The organism is Brachybacterium avium (genome assembly GCF_002216795.1).
Classification (GTDB): Bacteria; Actinomycetota; Actinomycetes; order Actinomycetales; family Dermabacteraceae; genus Brachybacterium; species Brachybacterium avium.
In genome coordinates this window covers 3,230,458-3,254,398 of record NZ_CP022316.1, presented here as the reverse complement: position 1 = coordinate 3,254,398, position 23,941 = coordinate 3,230,458, and the positions used below count along the sequence as shown (strand labels likewise).

Here is a 23,941-nt window from a genome sequence, read left to right as displayed (position 1 = left end):
CTAGGCCGCGCCGGGTTCGAGACCGCGCCATGGCCGGTCGGCGATGAGCGTGACGTGCGGGAAGAAGACGTGATCCCGGCGCCGCGACGCGAGGCGGTGAGATTCCCTGTGTCGAGGCTCCTTGAGAGGGGGTTCCCTGCGGTGATCTCGCACCACCGGTCGCGGATCGAGCAGCGCGAGAGCGCGGCGGAGTGAGCCATCCGGTTCGCCATCGGGTGGGCGGGAGCCGGGGCGGGGACTGGAGCGAGCCGTGCCGTCAGCTCGGCGCAGCAGTCTCGCCCCCGTGCCGACCGGGTCGACGTTGATGCCGCGACGGTGGGACGTCTGCCCGTAGCGGGTGGTCCATTCGACGGTGCGGCGCTTCCCGTTCTCGTCACGGACGACGCGTGCCCTCTGCCCGGACTCCTCCTTCTGGTTGTCCGCGGCGCAGAGTCCGTTGCCGTTGTCCAGGGAGGTGGGGCCACCCTGCGACCACGGGACGATGTGGTCGTTCTGGCGGATGCTCGCATCGCAGTGGGGCGCACGGCAGGTCTGGTGGGCGAACCGGAGGAAGCGGGCGAGCGCCGGCGGGAAGCTGCGGGCAGTGGATTCGACAGCGACGAGCTGGCCGTCCTCCGGGTCGGTATAGAGCCGGCGCAGGGTCATCACGAGCTCCGGATCCTCCTCGACGGGCGTCATCGCCTCGCGCATCTCCTCGCGGATGTGCTCGAAGGGCACCGCGCCGTAGCCCTCGATGGTGGCGGCATCGGCGTGATCGGGGGCGAGGAGGGAGCGGTCGGTGATGATCACGCCGATCTCCAGCGTGGACGGATCGATCCCCTCGCCGCGGCCGATCAGTGCGTCGGCGAAGAGGTCCGCCATGATCTGCTGATGGCCCCGCCGATCACCATGAGCGCGGGCCTTCTCCGCAGCGATCGAGAGCCCTTTGCGGAGGCGGGCGCCGTCGAGCCCGGCCAGGCGCGCGGTGACAGTGCACATGCCGTGCTCACCGCGGCGCACGGTGACGCTGCGGTCCCTCTTCGCCGTGCGATGTCGTTCAGCGGCGCCGTCCGGATCCAGGCCGTGCAGCACCTTCTCCGCCTCCCCGCCCCATTCCTCCGGACCGCAGTCCTCGAGGTAGGGCAGGTGGGCGGTGAGGATCTGATCGACCTGCGCGCGTTGCTCGGGGCTCGCCGGCGCCATCGTGCGCCCCACCCTGTGCGCGGAGCCGGGCACGATCTGCCCGCGGGCGAGCGCGGTGAGCATGCCGGGCATCGAGCGGACGAGACGACGGCAGGTGGCCATCGACTGACCGGCGCAGGACCGGGACTGCTTCAGCGCCGTCGAGACCTCGGACCGTGCGATCTTCAGCGCCTGCTTCGGCGTCTCCTCACGACGCCGGCAGTCCTCCGTGACCGCCTCCTCCAACCGGATCAGCGCCCGTGCCTGGACCGCGGCCACCGCCCCGGACAGCTCCTGGAGCCCGGACAGCACTGCGATCGCCTCCGTGGCCGACAGCCGATCCAGCGAGGGGGCGCCGTCGGCCCCGAGCCGGGCGAGCACGGTGCGCGCCGCAGCCACGTCGACGTCACCGATCCGGAGCTCGCCGACACCTGCGTCGATCGAGAGCGCGCTGCGCACTCCGGGCCCCACCGACGCCGCGATCGACCCCTCGGGACCGCTCCCCGAGGTCGCACGCAACGGCACGATCCCGGGAGCGTCGTGACCGGCTCCCGGTGCTTCCTCGCCCTCGTACGATTCACGTGCCATGCCTCATATTTTCGCACAGAGATTCGATGAAGGGAAGATCTCTGTGGATCCTACTCATGAGTAGCTGCTCATTGTGGATAACCTCCACTGGGGAGGAAAGGTGATTCGCCCCTACCACCCCTCAACGTTCAGGTGACCACGCAGAAGCCCCTCGAATGCTGCGTCTCGCACGAGTCCCGAGGAGTCTTCGAGGGGCGACGGCGCGACCGGCCGCGAGCCTCTATCGCGAGCGAGAGCGCAGCCGGCGTGGGGACGATGTGCACGTCAGAGCATGCACAGGAGCAGGATCGGCAGAAGGAGCGAGACCTGACCCTCCGGGGGCGGGTCGCCGAGGGTCCGCGATCCCCCGTCTGCCACCCATGTGCTCAGCGCCGGCAAGAGCACCCCTCTGTGCAGTCCGCGCACACCGCTACTGAACATTCCGCAGGGCTCATGAGGTCACATCTGTCCCTCCCACGAAATGACGCCACCCAGCAGCCTCAGCAATCCGTTCGGGAAGAGTGGAGAGATCCCGCGCAGACATTCCTGAATCGCCTCCTGCCAGCGCACCGAGACATTTCGGCGGAGCCCCGGACATCGCGGCCGCGCCCTCGCCGACTCCTCCGGGGCGCTCACCCGTCGTCGTCTCTTCGGGGAGGTTCGGCACGTCCGATGAGAGAGGTCGGGCCGGTGGTCGCGATTCCGGCCATCCACCGCAGGAAGACCGAGCCCTCCGACACCGGGGATCGCGGAGTCACTCCTCCTCGAGCACGCTCGCTCCCGGCGCGGACCCCCGGGCCACCAGGCACGACTCCACCAGCGCCTCGCTCATCAGCCCGGCCGCGATCGAGCGGGCCTGCGCCTCGCCCTCCACCAGCACCGCGACCGTCGGGCCCGAGCCGCTGACCAGCGCCGCCAGGGCGCCATGCTGCTCAGCGGCCTCGACGACGGGCTCCAGCCCCGGGTGCAGGGCGAAGGCGGCGGCCTGCAGGTCGTTGTGCAGGGTGTCGGCGAGCAGCTCGACATTGCCGCCGCTGAGGGCCTGGAGCTGACGCTCGTCGATCGTGGGTTGCGTGGCCGGGGTGCGCCCGCCACTGGCGGCGATCTCGTCGAACCGGCGGAACACCTCGGGGGTGGAGAGATGACCACCGGGGACGGCGAGCAGCCAGGTCCACTCCCCGTGGGTGAGCACCGTGGTGAGATCCGCGCCGTTGCCCCGGCCGAGCGCCGTGTGACCGAGCATCGCAAAGGGCACGTCGGCACCGAGCCGGGAGCCGAGCTGCCGCAGGCCATCACTGCCCAGCCCCAGGCCCCAGAGTCGATCCAGGGCGACCAGGGTGGCGGCGGCATCGGCCGACCCCCCTCCCATGCCCCCCGCGATCGGGACCTGCTTGTGGATGTGGAGCGCGGCGCCGTCACGGAGATCGAACTCGGTGCGCAGCAGCTCCGCCGCTCGCAGGGCCAGGTTGGACTCGTCCAGCGGCATCTCCCCCGGCACCTCGGAATGGACCTCGAGGCTCATCCCGTCGGCTCGGGTGGCGCTGATCGTCTCGTAGAGATCCACCGCCTGGAACACGGTGGCCAGGGCGTGGTAGCCGCGGTCATCGACGGCGCCGACCCCCAGGGAGAGGTTGATCTTCCCGGGGGCGCGCACGACCACCCGCCGGCGCGCGGGCGGCATCAGCAGATCTCCCTCTCCGCCTGGGCGATCGCGCGGAACTCCTCGATGCCCAGGGTCTCGCCGCGGGCGCCCGGGTCGATGCCGGCGCTGCGCAGGATCTCCTCGGATCGCGCCGCGGAGCCCGCCCAGCCGGCCAGCGCGGCCCGCAGCGTCTTGCGCCGCTGGGCGAAGGCGGCGTCGACGACGGCGAACACCGCCTCCCGCTCGGCGTCGGTGCCGAGCGGCTGCTCGTGCCGCACCAGCTCGACCAGTGCGGAGTCGACGTTGGGGACCGGCCAGAAGATCTGCCGGGAGATCCTGCCCGCGTGCACGGCCCGGCCGTACCAGGCGGTCTTCACGCTGGGCCCGCCGTAGGTGCGTGATCCCGGGCCTGCGGTGAGGCGATCCACCACCTCGGACTGCACCATCACCAGGGCGGTGCGCACGGAGGGGAAGCGCCCGAGCATCGTCAGCAGGATGGGCGTGGCGACGTTGTACGGGAGGTTCGCGACCAGCGCCGTCGGCTCGCCGGCGTGCGGCAGCGAGGGGAGTTCGGCGATCTGCAGAGCGTCGGCGTGCACGAGTCGGAAGCGGTCCTCCTCGACGCCGCGGGCGCGGAGCGTGAGCGGGAGCAGCTCGGCCAGGCCCCGATCCAGCTCGACGGCGACCACCTCGGTCCCGGCCTCGAGCAGACCCAGGGTGAGGGATCCCAGACCCGGTCCGACCTCGAGCACGGCCTGGCCCGGCTCCAGCCCGGCACGGCCCACGATGGCACGGACCGTGTTGGGATCCATCACGAAGTTCTGTCCACGCTGCTTCGAGGGACGGATACCCGCGGTCTCGGCGAGCTCGCGGATGTCGCGAGCGGTCAGCAGCATCCCCGAGGTCCCCGCATCAGCGCCGGTCATGCGGGCACGCCCTCGGGCCAGCGGTACACGTCCTGGGTGGTGGTCCGGATCGTGCGGCAGGCCTGCTCGAGGTCGGTGCCGGTCACCTCGGCGATCGTCGCCATGGTGAGCGGGATCAGGTACGAGGAGTTCGGGCGGCCCCGGTAGGGCACCGGGGTGAGAAAGGGTGCATCGGTCTCGACCATGACCTGGCCGAGGCCCACCTCGGCCAGCGCGCCGCGCAGGTCCGCGGCGTTCTTGAAGGTGACGGTACCGGCGAAGGAGAGGAACCAGCCCCGGTCCACGCACTCGCGGGCGAACTCGGCATCGCCGGAGAAGCAGTGGAAGACGGTCCGCTCCGGAGCGCCGTCGGCCTCGAGCACCTCGAGCACGTCCCGGTGGGCGTCGCGGTCATGGATCTGCAGCGGGAGGTCCAGCTCCTTGGCCAGTGCGATATGCGCGCGGAACGAGTCGATCTGGGCTGTGCGGGCCGCCTCGTCCTCCCGCGAGGTGCGGAACCAGTCCAGTCCCGTCTCCCCCACCACGACCATCCCGGGGCCGCGCAGCAGTGCGGAGACCTCACCGATCGCCTCGTCGAGCCCCACCAGCTCCCGGCCCTGATGGTCGCGCCCGCGGACGTGGAGGGCGGCCTCGTTGGGGTGCACGGCGACGCCTCCGCGCAGAGAGGGCGGGCAGTCCGCAGAGGCGAGCAGCGCGGCTGTCCATCGCACGGCCTCGAGATCCGAGCCGATGGTGATCTGCGCATCGATGCCGGCGGCCGCGGCCCGGGCGACGTGGTCGTGGATGCTGAGCTGCTCATCCCCGTCGGCGAAGTCGAGATGGCAGTGGTTGTCGATCACCGGGAAGGGCAGCGGCTCGGGCGCGGGCGGCCAGGAGCGGTCGCGCTTCTTCCCACGGGGGTCGATGTCCTCGCGGTCGCGCACCGGTGACGGGGCGGCGGGTCCGGGCGGGGTCTCGTGCGGTGACGACATGCGACCATGGTAGGAGGGGCCACGGGCGCGCCGGACCACGGGGGCTCTGCACCCCCGGGCCGTGACCGGAACGTGCCCGTCGCTGCGCCCCTGACGACGCGATCAGTACCGATCGGGCCGCGGGCGGTGTGATAGCTCACGGGCACGGAGCAGGCCTGGAGGGCGCGGAGATCCAGGGGATGTGGCAAGATGGGGCGTCGTTGCGCGTCCTTTCGTGCACCCGAGCGCCCCGATTCCGTTGGACCGGGTTCGGGTCGCTGCTCGGGCGGATGCCAACGCTCGTTCACCCTCCGGACCGTCAAGGAGCGTCCCATGGCAGTGCCCAAGTTCAAGATGTCCCGTGCGCGCACGCATTCCCGTCGCTCGCAGTGGAAGGCCAACAACCCCGACCTCGTGCAGGTCACGGTCCGCGGCCGCACCGCCGCCGTGCCGCGTCGCCTCGCGAAGGCGTACCAGCGCGGTCTCCTCGAGATCGAGGACTGATCCGCCGCGGGCACTGCCCGCACCACAGCATGCTCGACGACGCCCCCGCCACTCGGTGACGGGGGCGTCGTCATGCGTGCGGGATCCTAAGAGATCCCTGCTTCCGACGGGCTCTGCGCGCCGGGGACACCACCGCCGTCTCAGCGCTTCTGCAGGGCCAGGTCGTAGAGTTCGCTCGCGCCGATGCCTGCATGGGGCCGGGCGACCTCCTTCGCCGCAGCCTTGAGCCGCTCCCCCGCCGCCGCCCGGGCCAGCACCTGGTCGACCAGGTCCTCCGCGCTCGCCGCCACGGGCTCTGCGCCCGCCACGACGATCACCACCTCGCCCAGCACCTCGCCCTCCTCCGCCCAGATGGCGAGCTCGGCGAGGGTGCCGCGCCGGATCTCCTCGTAGGTCTTGGTCAGCTCGCGGGCCACGGCGGCCGGGCGCTGGGCGCCGAAGGCCTCCGCCATCGCGGCGAGGGTCGCGGCAGTGCGTCGTGGCGATTCGAAGAACACCATCGTCCGCTGCTCGGTCGCCAGCGGTTCGAGCGCGCCGGCCCGTCGGCCCTCCCTCCGCGGCGGGAAGCCCTCGAAGGTGAAGCGGTCCGGGGCTATGCCCGAGGCCGCCAGCGCCGTCAGCACGGCGGAGGGGCCGGGGATCACCGTCACCCGGTGTCCGGCCCCGGTCGCGGCCTGCACCGCACGGAAGCCCGGATCGGAGACGACGGGCATGCCGGCATCGGTGACGATCAGGACCCGCTGCCCCGCCGCCAACGCCTCGAGCAGCATGCCGGTGCGCTCGACCTCGTTGTGCTCGTGATAAGAGAGGATCGTGCCGTGGGTGACCACCTCGAGCTCCCGCACCAGGCGGTGGAGCCGCCGGGTGTCCTCGGCGGCGATCAGGTCCGCCTCGCCGAGAGCTCGCATCAGACGCACCGAGGCATCCAGCGGATTCCCGATAGGGGTGGCGGCGAGGGTGAGGACTCCGGGCTCGAGCATCCCGCCATGCTAGCGATACCCGCCCGGTCGAGCGCAGCCGCCCGGGTGCCCCCGGTCGATGACCTAGCATGTGCGGGTGCCCACGGAGGAGGAAGCGACAGCCCGCGCGCACCGAGCTGCCGTCGACGACGAGCCGCATGCGGTGCTCGCCTCATACCGACGACGGCTGCGGACCTTCGACCTGCCCTTCTCGCGAATCGCCTGGGCCGGCGCGATGGCCGTTCTCGGCCTCGCCCTGGTGCTGCGGCTGTGGGGCCTGGGGTCGATCGATGAGCTGATCTTCGACGAGACCTATTACGTCAAGGACGGCTACACCCTCACCCAGCAGGGGGTGGAGATGTCCTGGCCCGACGAACCGGACGCCGCCTTCGAGGCCGGGGACGTGGACACCTACGAGCCCGAGGGCGCCTACGTGGTCCATCCGCCGCTGGGCAAGTGGTTGATCGGCGGCGGCATGATGCTGCTGGGGGCGGACTCCCCCTGGGGCTGGCGCTTCTCCTCGGCGGTGCTGGGCTCGATCGCGGTGCTGCTCCTGGCCCGGATCGGGCGGCGACTGTTCCGCTCGACCACCGCGGGCCTGATCGCCGGCCTGCTCCTCGCGGTCGACGGCGTGCATCTGGTGCACTCCCGCACCAGCCTGCTGGACCCCTTCTTGATGTTCTTCGCACTGGCCGCCTTCGGTGCGCTCCTCATCGACCGGGATCGCTTCCGAGAACGGCTCGCGCTGGCGAGCGCGCGCATGCACACCAGCTCCGAGGCGCCGGTCCGGCTCGGGATCTCCGGCGGGCTGCGTCCGTGGAGACTGCTGGCGGGCCTGCTGCTGGGCATGGCCTGCTCGGTGAAATGGTCGGGGCTGTACTTCGTGGCAGTCTTCGGGATCATGACGGTGCTGTGGGACTGGTGGGCCCGGCGCACCGCCGCTCAGCGAGACTGGTTCCTCGGCGCGCTGGTGAGGGACGCGATCCCTGCGTTCTTCGCCATCGTGGGGACGGCGCTGGTGACCTACGTGGCCTCCTGGACCGGCTGGTTCGTCTCCGCCATCGGATACAACCGTCACCTCGCGGCAGAGGAGGGCATGGCCACCGGCAACGGCATCCTGGATTCGCTGCTGTCGCTGTGGCTCTACCACGTCCAGGCCTACACCTTCCACGTCGGGCTGGACACCGAGCACCCCTATGAGGCGAACCCGTGGGGCTGGTTGCTGCAGCTGCGGCCCACGAACTTCTACTACCGCTCCTACGACTACGGCGAGCACGGCTGCGAGGTCGCCAAATGCGGGGCGCACATCCTCTCGGTCGGCAACCCGCTGATCTGGTGGCTGGGCACCCTCGCGGTCCTGGTGACGCTGGTGCTCGCTGTGGTGCGGCGGGACGGCCGTGCCTGGGCGGCGCTGTCGGGGATCCTCGCCGGTTATGTGCCGTGGCTGTTCTTCAGCGAGCGGACGATCTTCACGTTCTACAGCGTGGCCTTCGCGCCGTGGCTGATCCTGTGCCTGGCGTACGTGATGGCGCTGGTGATCGGCTCCGCCGGCGCCGAGCGGGAGCGCCGGCTCGCCGGCGGGCTGTTCGTCGGCTCGCTGCTGGTGCTGATCGTGCTCGTCTCGGCGTTCTTCTGGCCCGTCTGGACCGGGCAGGTGCTCGATCTGGAGCAGTGGCGCTACCGCATGTGGCTGCCGTCCTGGACCTGACTGCGGCGCGCCCTGTCGGTGGCGCGGTCGAGGTCACGATCCCGTGATCGCGCGGCCGACGGCGCAGTCGCTCGGTCTGTGGCGCGCGCGCAGGACCGGGACCCCGCGGACGGACACGCTCGACCTCTCCCCCGGCCCGCTACGCTTGCCTCATGTCCCCAGATTCCTCAGCGCTGCGAGATCTTGCCCGCGACCTCGGCGTCAGCACTCGGTACTGGGGGTGGGACGGCACGCTGAAGGATGTCGCTGCTGACACCCTCCACGCGATCCTCACCGCGCTCGGTGCACCGGTGGCCTGCGACCAGGACATCGAGGCCGTGCGGCGCGAGCGCGAGCGCGCACCCTGGGCCCGCACCCTGCCACCGGTGACGGTGCTGCGCGAGGACGCCGCCACCACGGTGCCCGTCCATGTCGACCACGGCACCACGGTCCGGGCCCACCTGCTGCTCGAGGACGGCGACCGCCGGGATCTCGCGCAGGCCGAGGACCACACCGCCCCGTACGATCTGGACGGCACCCTGCGCGGCCGGGCCCGCTTCCACCTGCCCGCCGGGCTGCCGCTGGGCTGGCACCGGCTGGTCGCGGAGACCTCACAGGGCCCCTCCGAGGCGGATGTGGTGGTGACCCCGGCGCGGGTGACCGTGCACCGGGAGTTCGCCGCGAAGCGGGCCTTCGGGCTCCAAGCACAGCTCTACTCGGTCCGCTCACAGCGCTCCTGGGGTATCGGCGACCTCGCCGATATGCGCGATCTCGCCGCGATCAGCGGTGCCCACCACGGCGCAGACTTCCTGCTGGTGAACCCGTTGCACGCCTCCTACCCGACCCCGCCGGTCGAACCCTCCCCGTACCTCCCGGTCACCCGCCGCTTCACCAGTGCGCTGTACCTGCGCATCGAGGACGTGCCCGAGTACCGCGAGCTCACCGACTTCTCCCGCCAGCGGGTGGGGCTGCTGCGCGAGCAGGTCTCCGGCTGGAACGATCGCGTGGACCGGCTCGAGCGCGACGAGGTGCTGGCCGTGAAGCTGCAGGCCCTCGAGGAGCTGTTCGCGGTGCCGCTGACCGCGGGGCGCAGGGCGCTGCTGGATGCCTACCGCGCCCGCGAGGGTCAGGGCCTGGAGGACTTCGCACTGTGGTGCGCGATCGCGGAGTCGGTGCGCGGCACGGCCGACGAGGCCTGCCTGCAGGACCTCGACCAGGCCATCCTCGAGCAGGCTCGTCGAGAGCTGCCCGGACGGATCGACTTCCATATCTGGACGCAGTGGCTGCTGGACGAGCAGCTGAGCGCCGCCCAGGCCGCGGCCCGCGATGCCGGGATGCGGATCGGGATCATGCATGATCTCGCCGTCGGGGTGGAACAGATCGGCGCGGACTCCTGGCGGTTGCAGGGGGTGCTCGCCGACGGCGCCGCTGTCGGTGCTCCGGCCGATCAGTACAACCAGCAGGGCCAGAACTGGCACCAGCCGCCGTGGCATCCCGAGCATCTGCGCGAGGCCGGCTACCGGCCGTGGCGGGACATGCTGCGCACGCTCATGCGCCATGCCGGCGCGCTGCGGATCGACCACGTGCTGGGGCTGTTCCGGCTGTGGTGGATCCCGGAGGGTCATGAGGCGGCCGACGGCGCCTACGTCTCCTACGACCATGAGGCGATGATCGGCATCCTGGTCCTGGAGGCGCAGCGCTCGGGCACCCTGGTGGTCGGCGAGGACCTCGGCACCTTCGAGCCGTGGGTGCGCGACTACCTCGTGGACCGCGGGATCCTGGGCACCTCGATCCTCTGGTTCGAGTACGACGGCGAGGGGGACCCGCTGCCGGCGGAGGACTACCGGGCTCTGTGCATGGCCTCAGTGAACACTCACGACCTGCCACCCACGGCGGGCTACCTGGCGGGTGACCACGTCGCCCTGCGCCACGAGCTGGGTCTGCTGGAGCGGGACCTGGACGAGGAGCTCGAGGCGGACGCCGCCGGACGCGAGCAGGTGCTCGACCTGCTGCGCCGGGAAGGCCTGCTGGCCGCCCGCGGCGAGGACGGGCCGGACATCGAGCAGACGGTGCTCGCCCTGCACCGCCACCTGGCACGCACCCCGTCGATGCTGCTGGGCGTCTCGCTCGTGGACTGCGTGGGCGAGCGGCGCATCCAGAACCAGCCGGGCACCGACGAGGAGTACCCGAACTGGCGGATCCCGCTGGCGGATGCCGCCGGGGCCCCGGTCTCGATCGACGACATCGCGACCGACGAGCGCACCGCACGCCTGCTGATGGCGGTGCGCGAGGGCCTGGGACGGCGCTGACGCGCGATCGGCCGATCCGCGGCGCGGTCGGCGGGATCCGCCCTCAGCTCGCGTGCACGGTCAGTCCGCGGTGACCTGGTCCCACACCGAGCGCTGGTCGAGGAACTCGCGAGCGGCGGTCTGCGCGCCCTCGAGGCTGTGGTGGGCTCCCCAGCCGCACTGGACCTCATTGGCGGCGGGCACCTCGTCGGCCGCCAGCAGATCGCGCAGGGTGGCCTCGAGGACGGGGGCGAAGCCCTCGACGGTGTGATCGCCGACCAGCAGCACGTAGAAGCCGGTGCGGCAGCCCATCGGCGAGACGTCCAGGACGTCGCCGGAGTGGTTGCGCATGTGCTCGGCCATCATGTGCTCGAGCGAGTGGACGGTCTCGGTGTCCAGATGCTCGACGTTGGGCTGGGTGAAGCGCACATCGAACTTCGTCAGGACGTCGCCGCCGGGCAGCTCCTTGCGATCGGCGATGCGCAGGTAGGGCGCGGCGACGGTGCGGTGGTCGAGGTTGAAGCTCTCGACGTTCATGCGGGGCTGCTCGGTCATCGGTGATGCTCCTTGGATCGGTGATCTATCGGTGGGTGATCTATCGGTGGTATGTCGGTGGTCCCGGGATCGGGAGACCGGCGGGGCTGCGGGGTTGCTCAGCGGCTGGAGCGGGCGGTGCGGCCGCGCACAACGCCGACGAACTCCTGGCGCACAGGATCATCAGCCTCCCGGGGCCAGGCCAGGGCGATGCGGGTGGGCTCGCCCTCCCGCAGCGGGCGCACGACGGCATCCTTGCGGTGGTGGAGGCGCGCCACCGACAGCGGCACGCGCGTGAAGCCGACCCCGGTGGCGGCGGTCGCGATCCGCTCGGCGGCGTCATCGGCATGGGTGGCGGGGATCTCGGTCTCCCCCTCCAGGTCCTCCGGGCCGATCTCGTCGAGCAGGCTGAGCGCGTCCTCGGTGCCGACCACGATCGCGGCGCGCTCCTGCCACAGCGGCACCAGGTGCAGCTCCTCGGAGGTCAGCGGCAGGCGCACGAAGCACATGTCGACCTCGCCCGCGCTCAATGCCTCGTGCTGCCGCGAGAGCGGGATCGGGACGAGTTCGAGCCAGGCCCCGCGGCGGCCCGACTTCCAGCGGCGCAGGAAGCGATCGGGTTCGACGCCGGGGATGAAGCCGACGCGCAGCGTGGTGGGATGCATGCCCCCAGCCTACGACCCGCGCGCGGCGTCGTCGGGAGCCGCCCTGCTCGTCCTCCATGCCCGGCTATCGCCTGGACGTGCCGAGCGGTGACGACGACTCCCCAGGGGATGGCCGGCGCGGTCCGACCGTCAGGTCGGTGCCTCACAGCCACACGGAACAGCACTGGCCGTCGACACGGCGACCCACCCGTGCCGATGTGACGCTAGTCTCGTCCCATGAGCATGCCACCTGGACCACCCCTCATCCCGTCGGACGACAGCAGGGACGACGCCCTCGACCCGGACCGCAGCCCCGACGAGGCCGACGACGACACGGCCGCAGCCGAGGCGCTCGGGTACGCCGACCCCGAGGACGCCCCGCTCACGACGAGCGGCGATCCGAGGACCGAGACCGCCCGGCCGACGGCTCCGCCACCGACCCGACCTGAGAGCCCACGGTCGGTGGGCACCGTCCCCGGATCGCCTCTTCCCGCCGCGCACAGCAGAACGCCCTCCCGGGACTGGCGGTTTCTAGGGGTCCTCGCAACACCTGATGGTTAAGTGACTGTCAGTAGATCACGCAGACGCTCGGCTGGGGTATCCCAGTCGAGCGTTTTGCGTGGGCGGCCGTTGAGTTCCTGGGCGACGTGCTCGAGGTCCTCGCAGCCGCGTCCGCGCAGGCGGCGCAGCGTTCTTCCACATGAGCGGTGAGGCGCGGACGGCGTGGATCAGGAAGATGCTCGAGTCATGGCCGCCTCCTCCCACGAGGTCACACGGCTTCCTGTGGGAGAGAAGCGGGCTGGGCGCACCGAGAGCGCGGCCATCGGGAGCTCAGGTTCCCGCTCGCGAGACTATTCCGCTTCATGCGGATTTGTCCTATTCTTCCGCTACGGATCCTCCGACTGCGGAGCAGAGCTGCTCCATCCGAGCGAATGGGGCCACCCATGACTACCGAATACCTCGGCGGACGTCTTGCCGCGATCGCGGCCACTGCCGTCCTCGCCCTCACCGGATGCATCCCGGGCTTCACGACCCCGCTGGATGTGCAGGAGCCGCCGGGTGGCGAGCAGCAGGGGAGCGACGAGAACAAGGGGTCGGACTCCAGCGCGGACGACGTCTCGGGCACCGAGGGGAAAGCGGAGAGCGGAGGGAAAGCCCAGAACGGGGAGAGTGATGGCGACCCGGAAGGATGGGAATCTGTCGTGGCGACTACCCGCTCAGGGGTCGTCCACCTCACCGTGACCGGGTGCGACCCGGACGTGCTCGGATCAGGGAGTGGATTCCTCATCGCGCCGGACCTGGTCGTCACCGCCGCCCACGTGGTGGAGGGCGCGACTTCGACCGTCGCAGCGGTCGACGAGCAGCTCCGCAACGCTCAGGTCCTGGGCCTCGACACCGAGGCGGACGTCGCCCTGCTGCAGCTGGACGAGCCGGTGGACGGCTACACGTTCTCGTGGGCCGAGGGGGAAGCGCCCATCGGCTCGGCCGTGGCAGCGCTGGGCTTCCCGCTCGGAGGGGGATTCTCCGTCGTCACCGGTGTCCTCAGCGGATATGACGAGAGCGAGACGGGACAAGAGCTTCTCAGGATCACCGCACCCACCAACGCAGGAAATAGTGGAGGAGCAATCGTCACGAGGGACGGAGAGGTGATCGGTGTCCACAGCTGGACCCTCCTCGAAGCCTTCGGCCGACCGGTCGACGGCATGCACTTCTCCGTCTCTCATACCGCTGCGCGTCCGCTCGTCGAGGGCTGGCGCGGCCACCCCGATCCTCCCGGAATGCCCGCGTGCGCCACCGAGGCAGAGCCGTTCGAGCTCACGGTTGATACCGACCTCTCCGATCCTGATGTCATCGTCGCGGCTCTCACTGTCCTGGTCCACGGAGAAGCGATCAATACCGGGAGCTACGAGAGCGCGTTCGCGATGTTCACCCCGCAGATGCAGGAGGCCATGGGCGGCCTCGAGGAATGGAGCAGCGGGCTGGACACCTCGTACTGGACGGAGCTCACCCTGACCGGCAGCACGATCACTGAGGAAGGCGTCGAGCTGCGGATGACCCTACGCACGGAGCAGTCGCCCCACTATGGTCCGGGCGGCGAGGCCTGCAGCGACTGGGACCTCACGTACGCGCTTCTCTGGGACGATGATCTCCAGGAGTACTTCATCGACCAGGTGCGGTTGGAGAGCGACCCGATCGGGTGCGCTCAATAGCATCACCGGCTCTCACCTGGGCGGTGCTGAGAGGCACGGCCCAGCGGCTCGATCCTTCGCTGCGGGGGCGTGCTCTACCCTTCCTCCATGCCCAGCTATCGCCTGCACGTGCCGATCGGTGCGCTCCATGCCGGGTGCTCCCCCTCCGATGTGCTGGAGCAGGCCGTGCTCGCCCTCGGCACCCTGCACGTGGTCGAGCAGCACGAGGTGGAGGCCCCGCTGGTAGCTGGCCGACGGGTGGGGCGGGTAGCGCTGCGCTTCGCGGTCGATGCGACCACCCGTGCGGCGGAGGATGCCGCGGCGCGCCACGGCCTCGCCGTGGTCATCGAGTTCCTGGAGGACACCGTGGCGAGCATCGGCCCGGACAGCGCCGTGGTGCTCCCCCGGGGCGAGGGCGGACGGTTCCGCCCGATACCTGCGACGACCAGTCGGTGAACCGGGTGCCGGGTGCCGGGTGCCGGGTGCCGGGTGCCGGGTGCCGGAGCGAGCCATCGCACGCGGCGCGTCGCTCTCACACGGTGCGGCGGGCGGTGAGCTCCTGCTCGAGCCAGGAGCACAGCGCGGGCTTCGAGACCGCGAGCCCGTTCGGAGCCCACAGCACCTGCTGTCGGGTTCCGTCCTCCAGCTCCTGCTCCGCCACGGTGTGGCCGGCGGCGGCCTGGCGCTCGGCCTCCTGCTCCGAGACGACGATCTCGATGAACACGTTCGAGTTCATCTTCACCGGGTGCACATCGATGATCTCGGTCCACGGGACCGTGCCGGCCTTCGCCGTCGACATCGCGATGCCCTCGGTGGAGACCTCCAGCACCGCGGCGCGCCGGAAGAGTCGACGGACCAGGACGATCGCGCCGCCCAGGAACAGGAACACCGCAAGCACTCCGACGATCGGGATGAAGAAGCCGTCAGCGCCGATCATCAGCAGCCCGATCAGTGCGAAGAACAGGCAGAGGAAGATGAACAGGACGGTCTTGCCGCGCGAGAAGCGGAAAGGGACGGTCCGTCCCTGCCGGAGAGCCTCGGCCCAGGCGTCGACATCGTTCTTCGGGGTATTCATGCTGGTTCTCCTCGGGCTGCATGGCCGCGACCGGCATGGGCCCCGACATGGAAGAACCCCCTGATCATGAAGCTGACCAGGGGGAACCGGAGTGGAGCTACGGGGATTCGAACCCCGGACCTTCTCATTGCGAACGAGACGCGCTACCAACTGCGCCATAGCCCCATGCCGCGATGCGACCTGGACAGATTAGCATCGCCACCGCGCAGCTGTCGCCTCGAGGACGGGGCCTTGACGAAGGTCACAGCGACAGCGCGCCGTCGGGCGGGCGGGATCACCGCCCCGCGGTGCGCAGCTCCTGGAGCTCCTCCTGCAGACCATCCAGCACGTCCAGCCTCTCCTGCCCGGTGCAGGCCACGTAGGCGGGATGCAGGTGGTCGGGGCGCTCCACCGCCTCGGCCCCCGGCCAGGTGCGCAGCGAGCCGCCGGCCCGGCGCAGGATATGGAATCCCGCCGCTACGTCCCAGGAGTTGATCGCGGTCAGCGCCGTCGCATCGGCCCAGCCGGCCGCGACGTAGGCGAGCTCGAGCGCGGCCGAGCCGAGGTGCCGGACCGCGGAGACCGAGTCCTCGAGCGTGCGCAACGAGCTCGCGGCATAGTCCGGGAACTGCGCACCGACCCGCTGTCCGGGGAATCCGGAGAGCACCAGGGCGTCGGCCGGCGACTTGGTGGCGCGCGGGCGCATCACGCGGCCGTTGAGGGTGGCGTCGCCATCGGCCGCGGCGAACACCTGGTGCAGCACCGGGGCGTCGATGACTCCGGCGACCAGCTCATCGTCGACCGTCACCCCGATCGAGATGCAGAACAGCGGCAGCCCGGCGGCGAAGTTGCTGGTGCCGTCGATGGGGTCGACGAAGAAGCTCACCACCGGCTCCTCCCCCGCTGTACCGGAGGAGGGCTCCTCGGCCGGGCGCTCCCCGCCCTCCTCACCGACGATGCGGGCGGTGGGCAGCAGCCGGCGCAGTTCGGAGACGATGATCTCCTCGCTGGCGCGGTCGTGCTCGGTGACGATGTCGTGGCTGGAGGTCTTGTACTCGCGAGCCAGGCCGTCGCGATCCAGGCCGCGGATGTACTCGGCCGCGGCATGGGCGGCGGCGAGCGCGATGTCCCGCAGCTGCGCGGGCGTGGGAACGGTGGCGGGTGAGGTACGGGGCGCGGAGGTGTTCACCCCTGTGAGGCTAGCCCGCGCCGGTCGGTCCCGGGCGGGCGGACAGCCGGCGGACAGCCGACTGCCGCGCCGGCTCGTCCCCCGCTCAGCCCAACAGGTGCCGCAGGTACGGGCTCATCAGCAGTCCGTCGGGATCGACGGCCCGGCGCACGGTGCGGAAGTCCTCGAGACGCGGATAGAGCGCCGTGAGTTCGCGGAGGCCCAACCAGTGCATCTTTCCCCAGTGCGGGCGAGCCCCGAAGGACGCCAGGGTCCGCTGCACCATCAGCAGATAGGGTCCCGGCTCCTCCGTGAAGTGGCGGTGGGCCGCGATGTAGACCGTGTCCCGCTCGTGGGCGGTGGACAGCCACACGTCGTCGGCCGCGGCGCGGCGGATCTCGAGCGGGAAGGTGACGCGCACATCCTCGGCCTCGATGCGGTGCCGCAGCGCCGCGAAGGCGTCCTCGAAGCGGTCCGCCGGCAGCGCCCATTCCGATTCGTGGAAGCGCACCCGCCGCGGCGCGGCGAAGACCGCGGCGGAGTCACCGACCACCCGGGGCCCGGCGAACACGTGCGAGGCGATCTCGGCGACGGGCCGGCTGAGCGGCGGGACCAGCGCAGCGCTGCGGCACAGCAGCTCCCAGGCCCCGTTGCCGAGCACCTCCTGCTGCAGCACCTCGAGGGCACGGGCGGGGCGGTGTCGCGCAGTGGTCAGCGGCAGCCGCCGCATGGTGCGCACGGTCGCCCGGTCGGTGCGGGGGAACCAGAAGAACTCGTGGTGGTCCGCGCGGGAGGACTCGGCGAGGAAGGAGCCGACCGTCGGCTCGAGCGGCTCGGTGCTCTCGATCAGCTCGAGGCGGTACGCGGGCACGCACTGCAGGGTGACCTCGAGGACCACCCCGATGCTGCCGAGCCCCAGGCGGGCGGCTTCGAAGAGATCGGGCTCCTGGCTGGGTGAGGTGTCCACGACCGAGCCGTCGGCCAGCACCAGCCGCAATCCGCGGACCATGCCGGCGAACCCGGTGAAGGCGGCGCCGGTGCCGTGGGTGCCGGTCTGGATCGCCCCGGCGATCGACTGCCGGTCGATATCCCCCATCACCGACAGCGCGAGACCGTAGGGCGCCAGCAGCTCTGCGACCGCCCACAGCCGGGTGCCGCCGCGCAGGGTGACCAAACCCGTGACGGGGTCCGCGGTGACCAGGCCCTGATAGCCGTCCAACGACAGGGTGATCCCCTCGGTCGCGGCGAGGGCGGAGAAGGAGTGGCCGCCACCGATCATCCGCAGCGTGCAGCCGCGGGCACGGGCGGCCTGCACTGCGGCGGCCACTGCGTCCTGGGAGGTGGGCCGCAGCACCTGCTGCGGCGTCCACCGCACGGCTCTGCTCCAGGTGCGCAGGGTCATGGTGCTCGCCGGCATCGGCCGCTCCTTCGGGGCTCGGTGGGGGTCGGGGTCGTCAGGATCCCGGGCGGAACCGCACTGCTCTCGGATCCGCACTGTTCAGAGGAAGACTGCACCTTCCCCGCGGTAGGTGGGGTGGAATCCGACGATCTCGTCGCCGCAGACCAGGAGATAGCTCGCGAAGTGCTCTGCGGGCTCCCCTGCCTTGGCGTGCCGCAGCCATACCGTGTCGCCCACCCGCAGCCCCTCGGCGGCGGCCCCGACGACAGGGGTCTGGACCTCTCCCGCCGCCTCCTGAGGGGCGAAGGCGAGCCCGGCTGGGTGAGCGATGGTGGGCAGACGGTCCGCCGCCGGCACGCCGCTGGCGATCCACCCGCCGCCGAGCAGCGTCGCCACGCCCGGGGCCGGGCGGCGCACCACGCTCACCCCGAGCAGCAGGGCGGGGCGCGGGGCGAAATCCCGGTAGCGGTCGAACAGTCCCGGACCGATCAGTCCGGAACCAGCGGCGATCTCCGTGACCGCAGCCTCGGCCGCGGTGGATTCGATCGACCCGGTGCCGCCGCCGTTGACGAATTCGAGGTCGGCGATCTCCCGCACCGCGGCGACCGCCTCGGCACGGCGAGCGGCGATGTCCGGGCGGGAGAGCCGCTTCATGGTGCGCACCGCTGCGCCGTACGGTGTGGGGGCCCCATCGGTCACCCCGGCGATGTGCCCCTCGTAGGCCATCAGCCCCACCAGGTCCAGACCAGCTCGGGCCTGCACCTGGTGGGCGAGCGCGACGGCCTGTTCGGGGCTGCGGACCGGCGAGCGCAGCGCCCCGAAGCGCACCCCGGGAAGGGGCGCATAGGAGACATCGAGCTCGAGGGCGATCCGGATCGGGTGCTCGGTCAGTCGGGACTCGAGATCGGCCACGGCGTCGAGGATCAGATCGAGCTGTGCGGTCTCGTCGACCATCAGCGTGATGGCGTCCAGCGCCGCGGGGAGCATCGCGAGCCGACGCAGGGCCCCGCGCTCGGCGGTCGGGTAGGCGACGACGACGTCGCTGGCTCCCTGCTCGACCAGCCACAGGGCCTCGGGCAGGGTGAAGGCGAGGATCCCGGCATATCCGGGACGGGCCAGCACCCGCTCGAGCAGGCCTCTGACCCGCAGGGACTTCGAGGCGACTCGCAGCGGGGTGCCATGAGCCCGCCGCGCGAGGTCCTCCGCGTTGGCGTCGAAGGCGTCGAGGTCGAGCACAGCGATCGGGCGCTCGTGATAACCCTCGCGGGCGAGCAGCGACTCGAGATCGACGACGTCTCCGCGGGTACTCATCTCAGGCCCGACGGCGCGCGAGGATCTCGTCGAGCTGGAGGTCCTGCGCCGGGGCGAAGTCCTCGTCGACGGCCTCGAACTCCTCGACGCGTCCGCTCTCCAGCGGGACGGAGGTGGCGAGCATGCTCTGGCGGTGGGCCGCGTGGCGGCTGGCGAGGTCGTCGACCTCGCCACGCAGAGCGTAGGTGGGGCGGGGCACCGGCCGGGGGGTCCACTCGCCGGGCCGGGAGACCTGCTCCGCCGCGCGCCGGGAGGAGGCCTCGAGCGCGGCGTTCGGCGCCCCCTCGAGCGGAGCGGCGGGCGCCGTGCCCGTGTCCGGCGCCGCAGCGTGCGCACTCTGCTCGGACTCCCTGCGCCGTGCGGTCTCGGCCTCGGCGCGCTGACGGCGCTGGCGGGTGGTCGCGCGGGTCGCCCGGGCGCGACGCTCGAGCTCGACCCGGCGCAGTCCCATCAGGTACGCGGCGACCCCGGCGCCGGCGAGCACCGGCACCCACCAGGCCAGCACCTGCAGCGCAGCGAGGAGGACGAGGACGGCAGTGGCCGTGAGCAGGGTGCCGAGCACGACGGCGAGCAGGCGACGGGAGCGCGCACGCTCCTGGGCGGGGTCGATGCGGGTGCCGGGCTCGGCGTCGAAGCGGGGGCGGCTGGTGGGGTCTGCGGGGCGCAGGAGCAGGCGGTCCTGGAACATGGGCGGGTTCACCTCGGTGGACGTGCGGCGGGCGTGGACGGCCGCGGAGAGGTCCCGCGCCTGGGAGGACATCTCGGCGTCGTCGGCCGCGCGGGCGCGGCCCATCACGTCACGACGGCTCGCGGTGCGCGGCAGGGCGTATGCCAGCCACAGCAGCAGCAGGATGCCGAAGAGGACGGCTCCGAGATTGATCGACTCCACATGGACACCTTAGTGACATGCCTGTGATTCCCCAGGTCAGGTTGCGGGCGTGTCGCCGGAAAACTCGCTGTGGAGACGTCTGAGCACCCCGTGCCCGTCATCCCCGGTGGCGACCTCCTCCGCGGTGAGGGCGAAGACCTGGTGGTCGCGCCAGGCCCCGTCGACGTGGATCGCCGACCTTCGCAGTCCCTCGGGCCGCAGGTGCAGCTTCTCCACCACGCGCAGGCTCGCCACGTTCTCGGGGCGCACGGTGACCTCGATGCGGTGCATGCCGAGCTCGGCGAAGAGGTGGTCGATCACCAGCGCCGCCGCGCGGGGCACGACCCCGCGACCGGCCTCGTCATGACTGATCCAGTAGCCGAGCACTGCGGAGCGCAGCGCCCCGTACTGGATGGGGCCCGCGGTGATCTGCCCGGCCAGCCGCCCCTGGACCGTGATCACCAGCGGCAGCGCGAGCCCCAGTCGCGCCTGCTCCTGGTTCCAGCGGCGCAGGAGCCGGAAGTCCATCGGGCGAGCTCCGTGCTCGGGATCGGTCGCGTCCCAGGGGCGCAGCCAGCGTGCGTTGCGCTCTCGCAGCCGTTCGAAGGCCCCGCGGTCACGGCGGCGCAGGGGACGCAGCATCAGCTCCCCGTCCTGCAATGTCAGCGGCCACACGTGAACCATCGCGTCATCGTAGACGGCGCCGACCCGATCACCGGCCCCACGGCACCGGGAGGTGGCGCGCTGTGCGAGTCTGGGGTCATGGACGAGGAGACGATGAGGTCACGCAAGCAGGAGCTGCGTCGGCAGCTGAGGGCGAGGCGCGCCACTGCCTATGCCGGTCAGGAGGGCGCCTCCCGCCGAGCACGGGAATCGCAGCAGCTGATCGAGCACGCCGCTCCGCTGATCGCCGAGGTCGAGCGCGACGTGCGCGCCGCGGCTGCCGCGGATGGCCCGGCCCCGCTGGTCGCCGCCTTCCATCCCACCCCCACCGAGGCGGATGTGCTGCCCCTCGCCGGTCGGCTCGCGAGCGCCGGCGCCCGGGTGGTGTTCCCGGCCGCTGCCGGGAAGGAGCTCGAATGGATCAGCTGGGATGGCGAGTCCGCCTTCCAGGACTCCCCGGCCGCGGCTTCGGCAAGGAGCCGGCCGGCGAGAGGCTCGGCACCTGCGCGCTCGAGGAGGCCTCGCTGGTGCTGGTGCCCGCGGTGGCGGTGGACCGCTCCCGCACCCGGATCGGGCACGGGGCCGGCTACTACGACCGCGCGTTGCGCACCCTGCCCGAGGGGGCGCGGATCGTCGCGGTGATCAATCCCGACGAGCTGCTGGCGAAGGACTCGCTGCCGTGCGAGGGGCATGACGTGCCGATCCCCACCGTGCTCACGGCCGACGGTCTCGTCTCGCTGGTCACGTCCACGAGCGCCTGAGCCCGACGCAGTCGTAGACTCACCTCGGTCGCCCGCGCGCGACCGAGCACTTCGACCATCCCGGAGGATCCCGCGTGCCCACGTACGTCTACGCCTGCAAGAACTGCGACCACCGATTCGAGCAGTACCAGAGCTTCAGCGAGGACTCGCTGCGGACCTGCCCCGAGTGCACCCAGGACGCACTGCGGAAGGTCTTCGATTCCGTGGGGATCGTCTTCAAGGGGCCCGGTTTCTACTCGACCGACTCCGCGGCCTCGGGCGCCTCCACGGCATCCACTGCGTCCACCGGCGCGTCCGGCACCGCCGATGGTGCGAGCTCCGGTGCCGCCGCGAGCACCCCCTCCGAGACGTCCTCCTCGAGCACACCGGCCACGCAGCCCGCCCCCGCGGCCTCCTGATCCGCGCGGGAGGGGCCTCCCGCGCGGCGACCTCTCCTCCCCAGGGCACGGTCGTCCACCTCCACGGTGCACCGACCCCGCGGGACAGGCGCCGCGCCTAGCGTCGAGGCATGCTCTCCCGTCTCCGCGCTCACCTGCCCGCCTGGCGCCGTGCTCTGCGCCGACGACGACGGACGCTCTCCGTGCTGGCCGTCATGGCGCTCACGGCAGCCCTGCTGCCCTCGCTGCTGCCGCCCTCGTCCCGCGGGGTCGAGGTGGTGGTTCTCGATGAGGAGCTCGCAACCGGCACCGTGGTGACCTCCGCGCACCTGAGCACCGCCCGCATCGCAGAGGATCTGGTCCCCGCGGATGCCGCACTCGATGTCGAGCAGGTGCTGGGCCGCACCACCCGGATCCCGTTGAGCGCCGGAACGCCCCTGCTGCCCGGGATGCTCGAGGCCTCCGGCACGGCCGCCGTCCCCGAGGGCTTCGTGCTGATGACGGTGCCCGTACCCCGGGCGCTCGTGCCGCATCTGCCGCCGGGCACCCGGATCGAGCTGCTCCCGGTGGGTCCGACGGTGGATCCGACAGCGGATCCGACCGCGTTCAGCAGCTCGGGGATCGCGGCCCGGGTCCTCGAGGTCGTCGCCCCCGACCCGGGCGTGCCCGCGCTGGGCAGCGGGAGCACGGGCATGGCCGAGGCGCTCGTCACCGTCGAGCGGGGGCAGGAACGAGAACTGGCTCACGCTCTGGGAGCCGGGGCTGTGGTCGTGACGGTGATCGGTTAAAGTCCGTCACGGACCGCACAGCGGCTCCTCTCCCCATCCCTCTCCTCATAAGGATGACCCCATGAAGGGTTTCAAGAACTTCGTCATGCAGGGCAACGTCATCGACCTCGCGGTCGGCGTCGTGATCGGCGGTGCGTTCACCGCCCTGATCGGTGCGTTCGTGGACAACCTGATCCAGCCCGTGATCAACGTCTTCGGCGGGCAGAACCCCGCCGGTCTCGCCTTCAGGATCATCCAGGGCAATGACGGCACGCTGGTCGATATCGGCGCCGTGATCTCCGCCGTCATCGCGTTCCTGATCACCGCGGCCGTCGTCTACTTCGTCTTCGTGCTCCCGATCTCCTCCGCACGGCGGCTCGATCGCAAGCGGCGCGGGCTTCCCGAGGAGGAGGAGACCCCGATCTCCGAGGACATCGTCCTGCTCACCGAGATCCGGGATGCGCTCACCGCCCGGCCCGGCAGCGCGGCCCAGCCCGGCGGGACCACCCCGCAGGTCTGAGCATCATGCACGGTGCCTCGGCACCTGATCCCACCGGCGCGGGCCGGAGCCGCGAGGCTCCGGCCCGCGCTGTTGGTGCGCCCTCGCCCAGCGGTGTCGCCAGGACGGACGAGATCGCCGCGCACGCGGAATCCGTCGAGGCGGTGATCGCCTGGTTCGCCGAGGCGGGCCGCGATCTGCCCTGGCGTCGCGAGGGTGTATCGGCCTGGGCGATCCTGGTCTCCGAGGTGATGCTGCAGCAGACCCCGGTGGTCCGGGTCCTGCCGCGCTGGCAGGAATGGATGCAGCGGTGGCCCGCACCGTCGGACCTGGCCGACGCCCCGACCGCCGAGGTGCTGCGCTGCTGGGACCGGCTCGGCTATCCGCGACGGGCGCTGCGGCTGCAGGAATGTGCGCGCGTCATCGTTCGCGAGCACGGCGGGAGGGTCCCCCGCGGCGAGCAGGCCCTGCGTGCGCTGCCGGGGGTCGGTGAGTACACCGCCGCTGCGGTCACCGCCTTCGCGCACGGAGAGAGGGCCCTCGTGGTCGACACCAACATCCGTCGGGTGCTCGCCCGGAGCGTGCGCGGCCATGCTCTGCCGGACCGCTCCTACAGTGCTGCGGAGCGAGCGGTGGCCGCCGCCAGCCTGCCGCTGTCGCGTGAGCAGTCCACGGCCTGGAACCAGGCCGTGATGGAGCTGGGGGCGTTGGTGTGCACCGCTCGGGCCCCGCGCTGCCAGCAGTGTCCGCTGGCCGGAGGCGGCTGTGCCTGGTTCGCCGCCGGCCGTCCTGCCGCGACGGAGGACACTCGTCGCCGCCAGCCCTTCGAGGGCACGGATCGGCAGATGCGAGGCATGATCATGGCCCTGCTGCGCAGGGACGGCTCCGCCGCGCAGGAGCAGCTGATGGGGCTCGATGCGGATGACCCCGAGCGGGTGCGGCGTGGCATCCGCACGCTGGCAGCCGATGGCCTCGCGGTCCGTGACGGGGCGCACCTGCGCCTGCCGTGAACGGTTGCACGGA

23 protein-coding genes and 1 tRNA gene are annotated in these 23,941 nt (G+C 71.5%); 10 read left to right on the top strand and 14 right to left on the bottom strand.

What is annotated here, in order from left to right:
- The 4 genes from CFK39_RS14585 to CFK39_RS14570 form a co-directional block, all read right to left on the bottom strand.
- Positions 1-1,749 carry an HNH endonuclease signature motif containing protein gene (locus CFK39_RS14585; RefSeq protein ID WP_089066071.1) on the bottom strand — a complete coding sequence of 583 codons (1,749 nt, stop codon included), beginning with the start codon at positions 1,747-1,749 and terminating at the stop codon, positions 1-3.
- A gap of 733 nt (positions 1,750-2,482) precedes the next feature.
- Entirely contained in the window at positions 2,483-3,409 is a 927-nt protein-coding gene (locus CFK39_RS14580) for a 4-(cytidine 5'-diphospho)-2-C-methyl-D-erythritol kinase (RefSeq protein WP_089066070.1), read from the bottom strand.
- Entirely contained in the window at positions 3,409-4,296 is an 888-nt protein-coding gene (gene rsmA / locus CFK39_RS14575) for a 16S rRNA (adenine(1518)-N(6)/adenine(1519)-N(6))-dimethyltransferase RsmA (protein ID WP_089066069.1), read from the bottom strand. The genes CFK39_RS14580 and rsmA overlap by 1 nt, the downstream gene beginning before the upstream one ends.
- Positions 4,293-5,267, bottom strand: coding sequence for a TatD family hydrolase (locus CFK39_RS14570; protein WP_157697186.1), 975 nt, complete (start codon positions 5,265-5,267; stop codon positions 4,293-4,295). Before CFK39_RS14570 ends, rsmA begins: the two co-directional genes overlap by 4 nt.
- A gap of 312 nt (positions 5,268-5,579) precedes the next feature.
- Here CFK39_RS14570 and rpmF point away from each other — a divergent pair, with 312 nt between their 5' ends.
- Positions 5,580-5,750, top strand: coding sequence for a 50S ribosomal protein L32 (gene rpmF, locus CFK39_RS14565; RefSeq protein WP_089066067.1), 171 nt, complete (start codon positions 5,580-5,582; stop codon positions 5,748-5,750).
- A gap of 140 nt (positions 5,751-5,890) precedes the next feature.
- Here the strand turns inward: rpmF and rsmI are convergent, their stop codons facing one another.
- A complete protein-coding gene (rsmI, locus tag CFK39_RS14560) occupies positions 5,891-6,730 on the bottom strand; it encodes a 16S rRNA (cytidine(1402)-2'-O)-methyltransferase (protein WP_089066066.1) in 840 nt (279 codons plus the stop codon).
- Positions 6,731-6,806: 76 nt separating this feature from the next.
- Between rsmI and CFK39_RS14555 the strand changes: the two genes are divergently transcribed.
- The gene (locus CFK39_RS14555; RefSeq protein ID WP_245822700.1) at positions 6,807-8,417 is read left to right on the top strand and encodes a dolichyl-phosphate-mannose--protein mannosyltransferase; all 1,611 of its coding nucleotides are present in this window, start codon (positions 6,807-6,809) and stop codon (positions 8,415-8,417) included.
- A gap of 152 nt (positions 8,418-8,569) precedes the next feature.
- Complete coding sequence (gene malQ, locus CFK39_RS14550; protein WP_089066064.1) at positions 8,570-10,705, top strand: 4-alpha-glucanotransferase; 2,136 nt, start codon at positions 8,570-8,572, stop codon at positions 10,703-10,705.
- 60 nt (positions 10,706-10,765) lie between these two features.
- Here malQ and CFK39_RS14545 read toward each other — a convergent pair whose 3' ends face one another.
- Positions 10,766-11,239, bottom strand: coding sequence for an S-ribosylhomocysteine lyase (locus CFK39_RS14545; protein ID WP_089066063.1), 474 nt, complete (start codon positions 11,237-11,239; stop codon positions 10,766-10,768).
- 98 nt (positions 11,240-11,337) lie between these two features.
- Positions 11,338-11,883 (bottom strand): LysR substrate-binding domain-containing protein, encoded by a 546-nt coding sequence (locus CFK39_RS14540; protein ID WP_089066062.1) that lies wholly within the window; start codon positions 11,881-11,883, stop codon positions 11,338-11,340.
- A 923-nt stretch (positions 11,884-12,806) separates the two neighbouring features.
- On the opposite strand from CFK39_RS14540, the gene CFK39_RS14535 reads away from it, so the two are divergent.
- Both CFK39_RS14535 and CFK39_RS14530 read left to right on the top strand, forming a co-directional pair.
- Positions 12,807-14,072 carry a trypsin-like peptidase domain-containing protein gene (locus CFK39_RS14535; RefSeq protein WP_157697185.1) on the top strand — a complete coding sequence of 422 codons (1,266 nt, stop codon included), beginning with the start codon at positions 12,807-12,809 and terminating at the stop codon, positions 14,070-14,072.
- An 87-nt stretch (positions 14,073-14,159) separates the two neighbouring features.
- Positions 14,160-14,507: a hypothetical protein gene (locus tag CFK39_RS14530; protein WP_089066060.1), complete on the top strand. Its 348-nt coding sequence runs from the start codon at positions 14,160-14,162 to the stop codon at positions 14,505-14,507.
- A gap of 76 nt (positions 14,508-14,583) precedes the next feature.
- Here CFK39_RS14530 and CFK39_RS14525 read toward each other — a convergent pair whose 3' ends face one another.
- The 7 genes from CFK39_RS14525 to CFK39_RS14495 all read right to left on the bottom strand — a co-directional run bounded on the left by CFK39_RS14525 (position 14,584) and on the right by CFK39_RS14495 (position 20,535).
- Positions 14,584-15,126 carry an STM3941 family protein gene (locus CFK39_RS14525; protein ID WP_089066059.1) on the bottom strand — a complete coding sequence of 181 codons (543 nt, stop codon included), beginning with the start codon at positions 15,124-15,126 and terminating at the stop codon, positions 14,584-14,586.
- Positions 15,127-15,218: 92 nt separating this feature from the next.
- Positions 15,219-15,291: transfer RNA gene (locus tag CFK39_RS14520), tRNA-Ala, on the bottom strand.
- Positions 15,292-15,400: 109 nt separating this feature from the next.
- The gene (locus tag CFK39_RS14515; protein ID WP_089066058.1) at positions 15,401-16,294 is read right to left on the bottom strand and encodes an inositol monophosphatase family protein; all 894 of its coding nucleotides are present in this window, start codon (positions 16,292-16,294) and stop codon (positions 15,401-15,403) included.
- A gap of 85 nt (positions 16,295-16,379) precedes the next feature.
- Positions 16,380-17,690, bottom strand: coding sequence for a D-arabinono-1,4-lactone oxidase (locus CFK39_RS14510; protein ID WP_089066057.1), 1,311 nt, complete (start codon positions 17,688-17,690; stop codon positions 16,380-16,382).
- Between the two features lie 81 nt (positions 17,691-17,771).
- Complete coding sequence (locus CFK39_RS14505; protein WP_089066056.1) at positions 17,772-18,983, bottom strand: alanine racemase; 1,212 nt, start codon at positions 18,981-18,983, stop codon at positions 17,772-17,774.
- A 1-nt stretch (position 18,984) separates the two neighbouring features.
- The gene (locus CFK39_RS14500) at positions 18,985-19,872 is read right to left on the bottom strand and encodes a hypothetical protein (protein WP_089066055.1); all 888 of its coding nucleotides are present in this window, start codon (positions 19,870-19,872) and stop codon (positions 18,985-18,987) included.
- 36 nt (positions 19,873-19,908) lie between these two features.
- Positions 19,909-20,535, bottom strand: a complete 627-nt coding sequence (locus CFK39_RS14495) for a GNAT family N-acetyltransferase (protein ID WP_089066054.1) — start codon at positions 20,533-20,535, stop codon at positions 19,909-19,911.
- 395 nt (positions 20,536-20,930) lie between these two features.
- Between CFK39_RS14495 and CFK39_RS17055 the strand changes: the two genes are divergently transcribed.
- The 5 genes from CFK39_RS17055 to CFK39_RS14470 all read left to right on the top strand — a co-directional run bounded on the left by CFK39_RS17055 (position 20,931) and on the right by CFK39_RS14470 (position 23,928).
- The gene (locus tag CFK39_RS17055) at positions 20,931-21,275 is read left to right on the top strand and encodes a 5-formyltetrahydrofolate cyclo-ligase (RefSeq protein ID WP_245822698.1); all 345 of its coding nucleotides are present in this window, start codon (positions 20,931-20,933) and stop codon (positions 21,273-21,275) included.
- Positions 21,276-21,349: 74 nt separating this feature from the next.
- Positions 21,350-21,673, top strand: a complete 324-nt coding sequence (locus tag CFK39_RS14485) for an FmdB family zinc ribbon protein (RefSeq protein ID WP_089066053.1) — start codon at positions 21,350-21,352, stop codon at positions 21,671-21,673.
- Positions 21,674-21,783: 110 nt separating this feature from the next.
- Entirely contained in the window at positions 21,784-22,440 is a 657-nt protein-coding gene (locus CFK39_RS14480) for an SAF domain-containing protein (protein ID WP_089066052.1), read from the top strand.
- A gap of 61 nt (positions 22,441-22,501) precedes the next feature.
- Positions 22,502-22,939: a large conductance mechanosensitive channel protein MscL gene (gene mscL, locus CFK39_RS14475; RefSeq protein ID WP_089066051.1), complete on the top strand. Its 438-nt coding sequence runs from the start codon at positions 22,502-22,504 to the stop codon at positions 22,937-22,939.
- Positions 22,940-22,944: 5 nt separating this feature from the next.
- Entirely contained in the window at positions 22,945-23,928 is a 984-nt protein-coding gene (locus CFK39_RS14470) for an HhH-GPD family protein (protein WP_089066050.1), read from the top strand.
- Positions 23,929-23,941 lie beyond the last annotated feature (13 nt).

Excerpts from the sequence above, each read along its gene's own strand:
- CFK39_RS14585 (WP_089066071.1), bottom strand. The coding sequence starts at position 1,749 with ATGGCACGTGAATCGTACGAGGGCGAGGAAGCACCGGGAGCCGGTCAC.
- CFK39_RS14580 (WP_089066070.1), bottom strand. The coding sequence starts at position 3,409 with ATGCCGCCCGCGCGCCGGCGGGTGGTCGTGCGCGCCCCCGGGAAGATC.
- rsmA (WP_089066069.1), bottom strand. The coding sequence starts at position 4,296 with ATGACCGGCGCTGATGCGGGGACCTCGGGGATGCTGCTGACCGCTCGC.
- CFK39_RS14570 (WP_157697186.1), bottom strand. The coding sequence starts at position 5,267 with ATGTCGTCACCGCACGAGACCCCGCCCGGACCCGCCGCCCCGTCACCG.
- rpmF (WP_089066067.1), top strand. The coding sequence starts at position 5,580 with ATGGCAGTGCCCAAGTTCAAGATGTCCCGTGCGCGCACGCATTCCCGT.
- rsmI (WP_089066066.1), bottom strand. The coding sequence starts at position 6,730 with ATGCTCGAGCCCGGAGTCCTCACCCTCGCCGCCACCCCTATCGGGAAT.
- malQ (WP_089066064.1), top strand. The coding sequence starts at position 8,570 with ATGTCCCCAGATTCCTCAGCGCTGCGAGATCTTGCCCGCGACCTCGGC.
- CFK39_RS14545 (WP_089066063.1), bottom strand. The coding sequence starts at position 11,239 with ATGACCGAGCAGCCCCGCATGAACGTCGAGAGCTTCAACCTCGACCAC.
- CFK39_RS14540 (WP_089066062.1), bottom strand. The coding sequence starts at position 11,883 with ATGCATCCCACCACGCTGCGCGTCGGCTTCATCCCCGGCGTCGAACCC.
- CFK39_RS14535 (WP_157697185.1), top strand. The coding sequence starts at position 12,807 with ATGACTACCGAATACCTCGGCGGACGTCTTGCCGCGATCGCGGCCACT.
- CFK39_RS14530 (WP_089066060.1), top strand. The coding sequence starts at position 14,160 with ATGCCCAGCTATCGCCTGCACGTGCCGATCGGTGCGCTCCATGCCGGG.
- CFK39_RS14525 (WP_089066059.1), bottom strand. The coding sequence starts at position 15,126 with ATGAATACCCCGAAGAACGATGTCGACGCCTGGGCCGAGGCTCTCCGG.
- CFK39_RS14510 (WP_089066057.1), bottom strand. The coding sequence starts at position 17,690 with ATGCCGGCGAGCACCATGACCCTGCGCACCTGGAGCAGAGCCGTGCGG.
- CFK39_RS14505 (WP_089066056.1), bottom strand. The coding sequence starts at position 18,983 with ATGAGTACCCGCGGAGACGTCGTCGATCTCGAGTCGCTGCTCGCCCGC.
- CFK39_RS14495 (WP_089066054.1), bottom strand. The coding sequence starts at position 20,535 with ATGGTTCACGTGTGGCCGCTGACATTGCAGGACGGGGAGCTGATGCTG.
- CFK39_RS17055 (WP_245822698.1), top strand. The coding sequence starts at position 20,931 with ATGGATCAGCTGGGATGGCGAGTCCGCCTTCCAGGACTCCCCGGCCGC.
- CFK39_RS14480 (WP_089066052.1), top strand. The coding sequence starts at position 21,784 with ATGCTCTCCCGTCTCCGCGCTCACCTGCCCGCCTGGCGCCGTGCTCTG.
- mscL (WP_089066051.1), top strand. The coding sequence starts at position 22,502 with ATGAAGGGTTTCAAGAACTTCGTCATGCAGGGCAACGTCATCGACCTC.
- CFK39_RS14470 (WP_089066050.1), top strand. The coding sequence starts at position 22,945 with ATGCACGGTGCCTCGGCACCTGATCCCACCGGCGCGGGCCGGAGCCGC.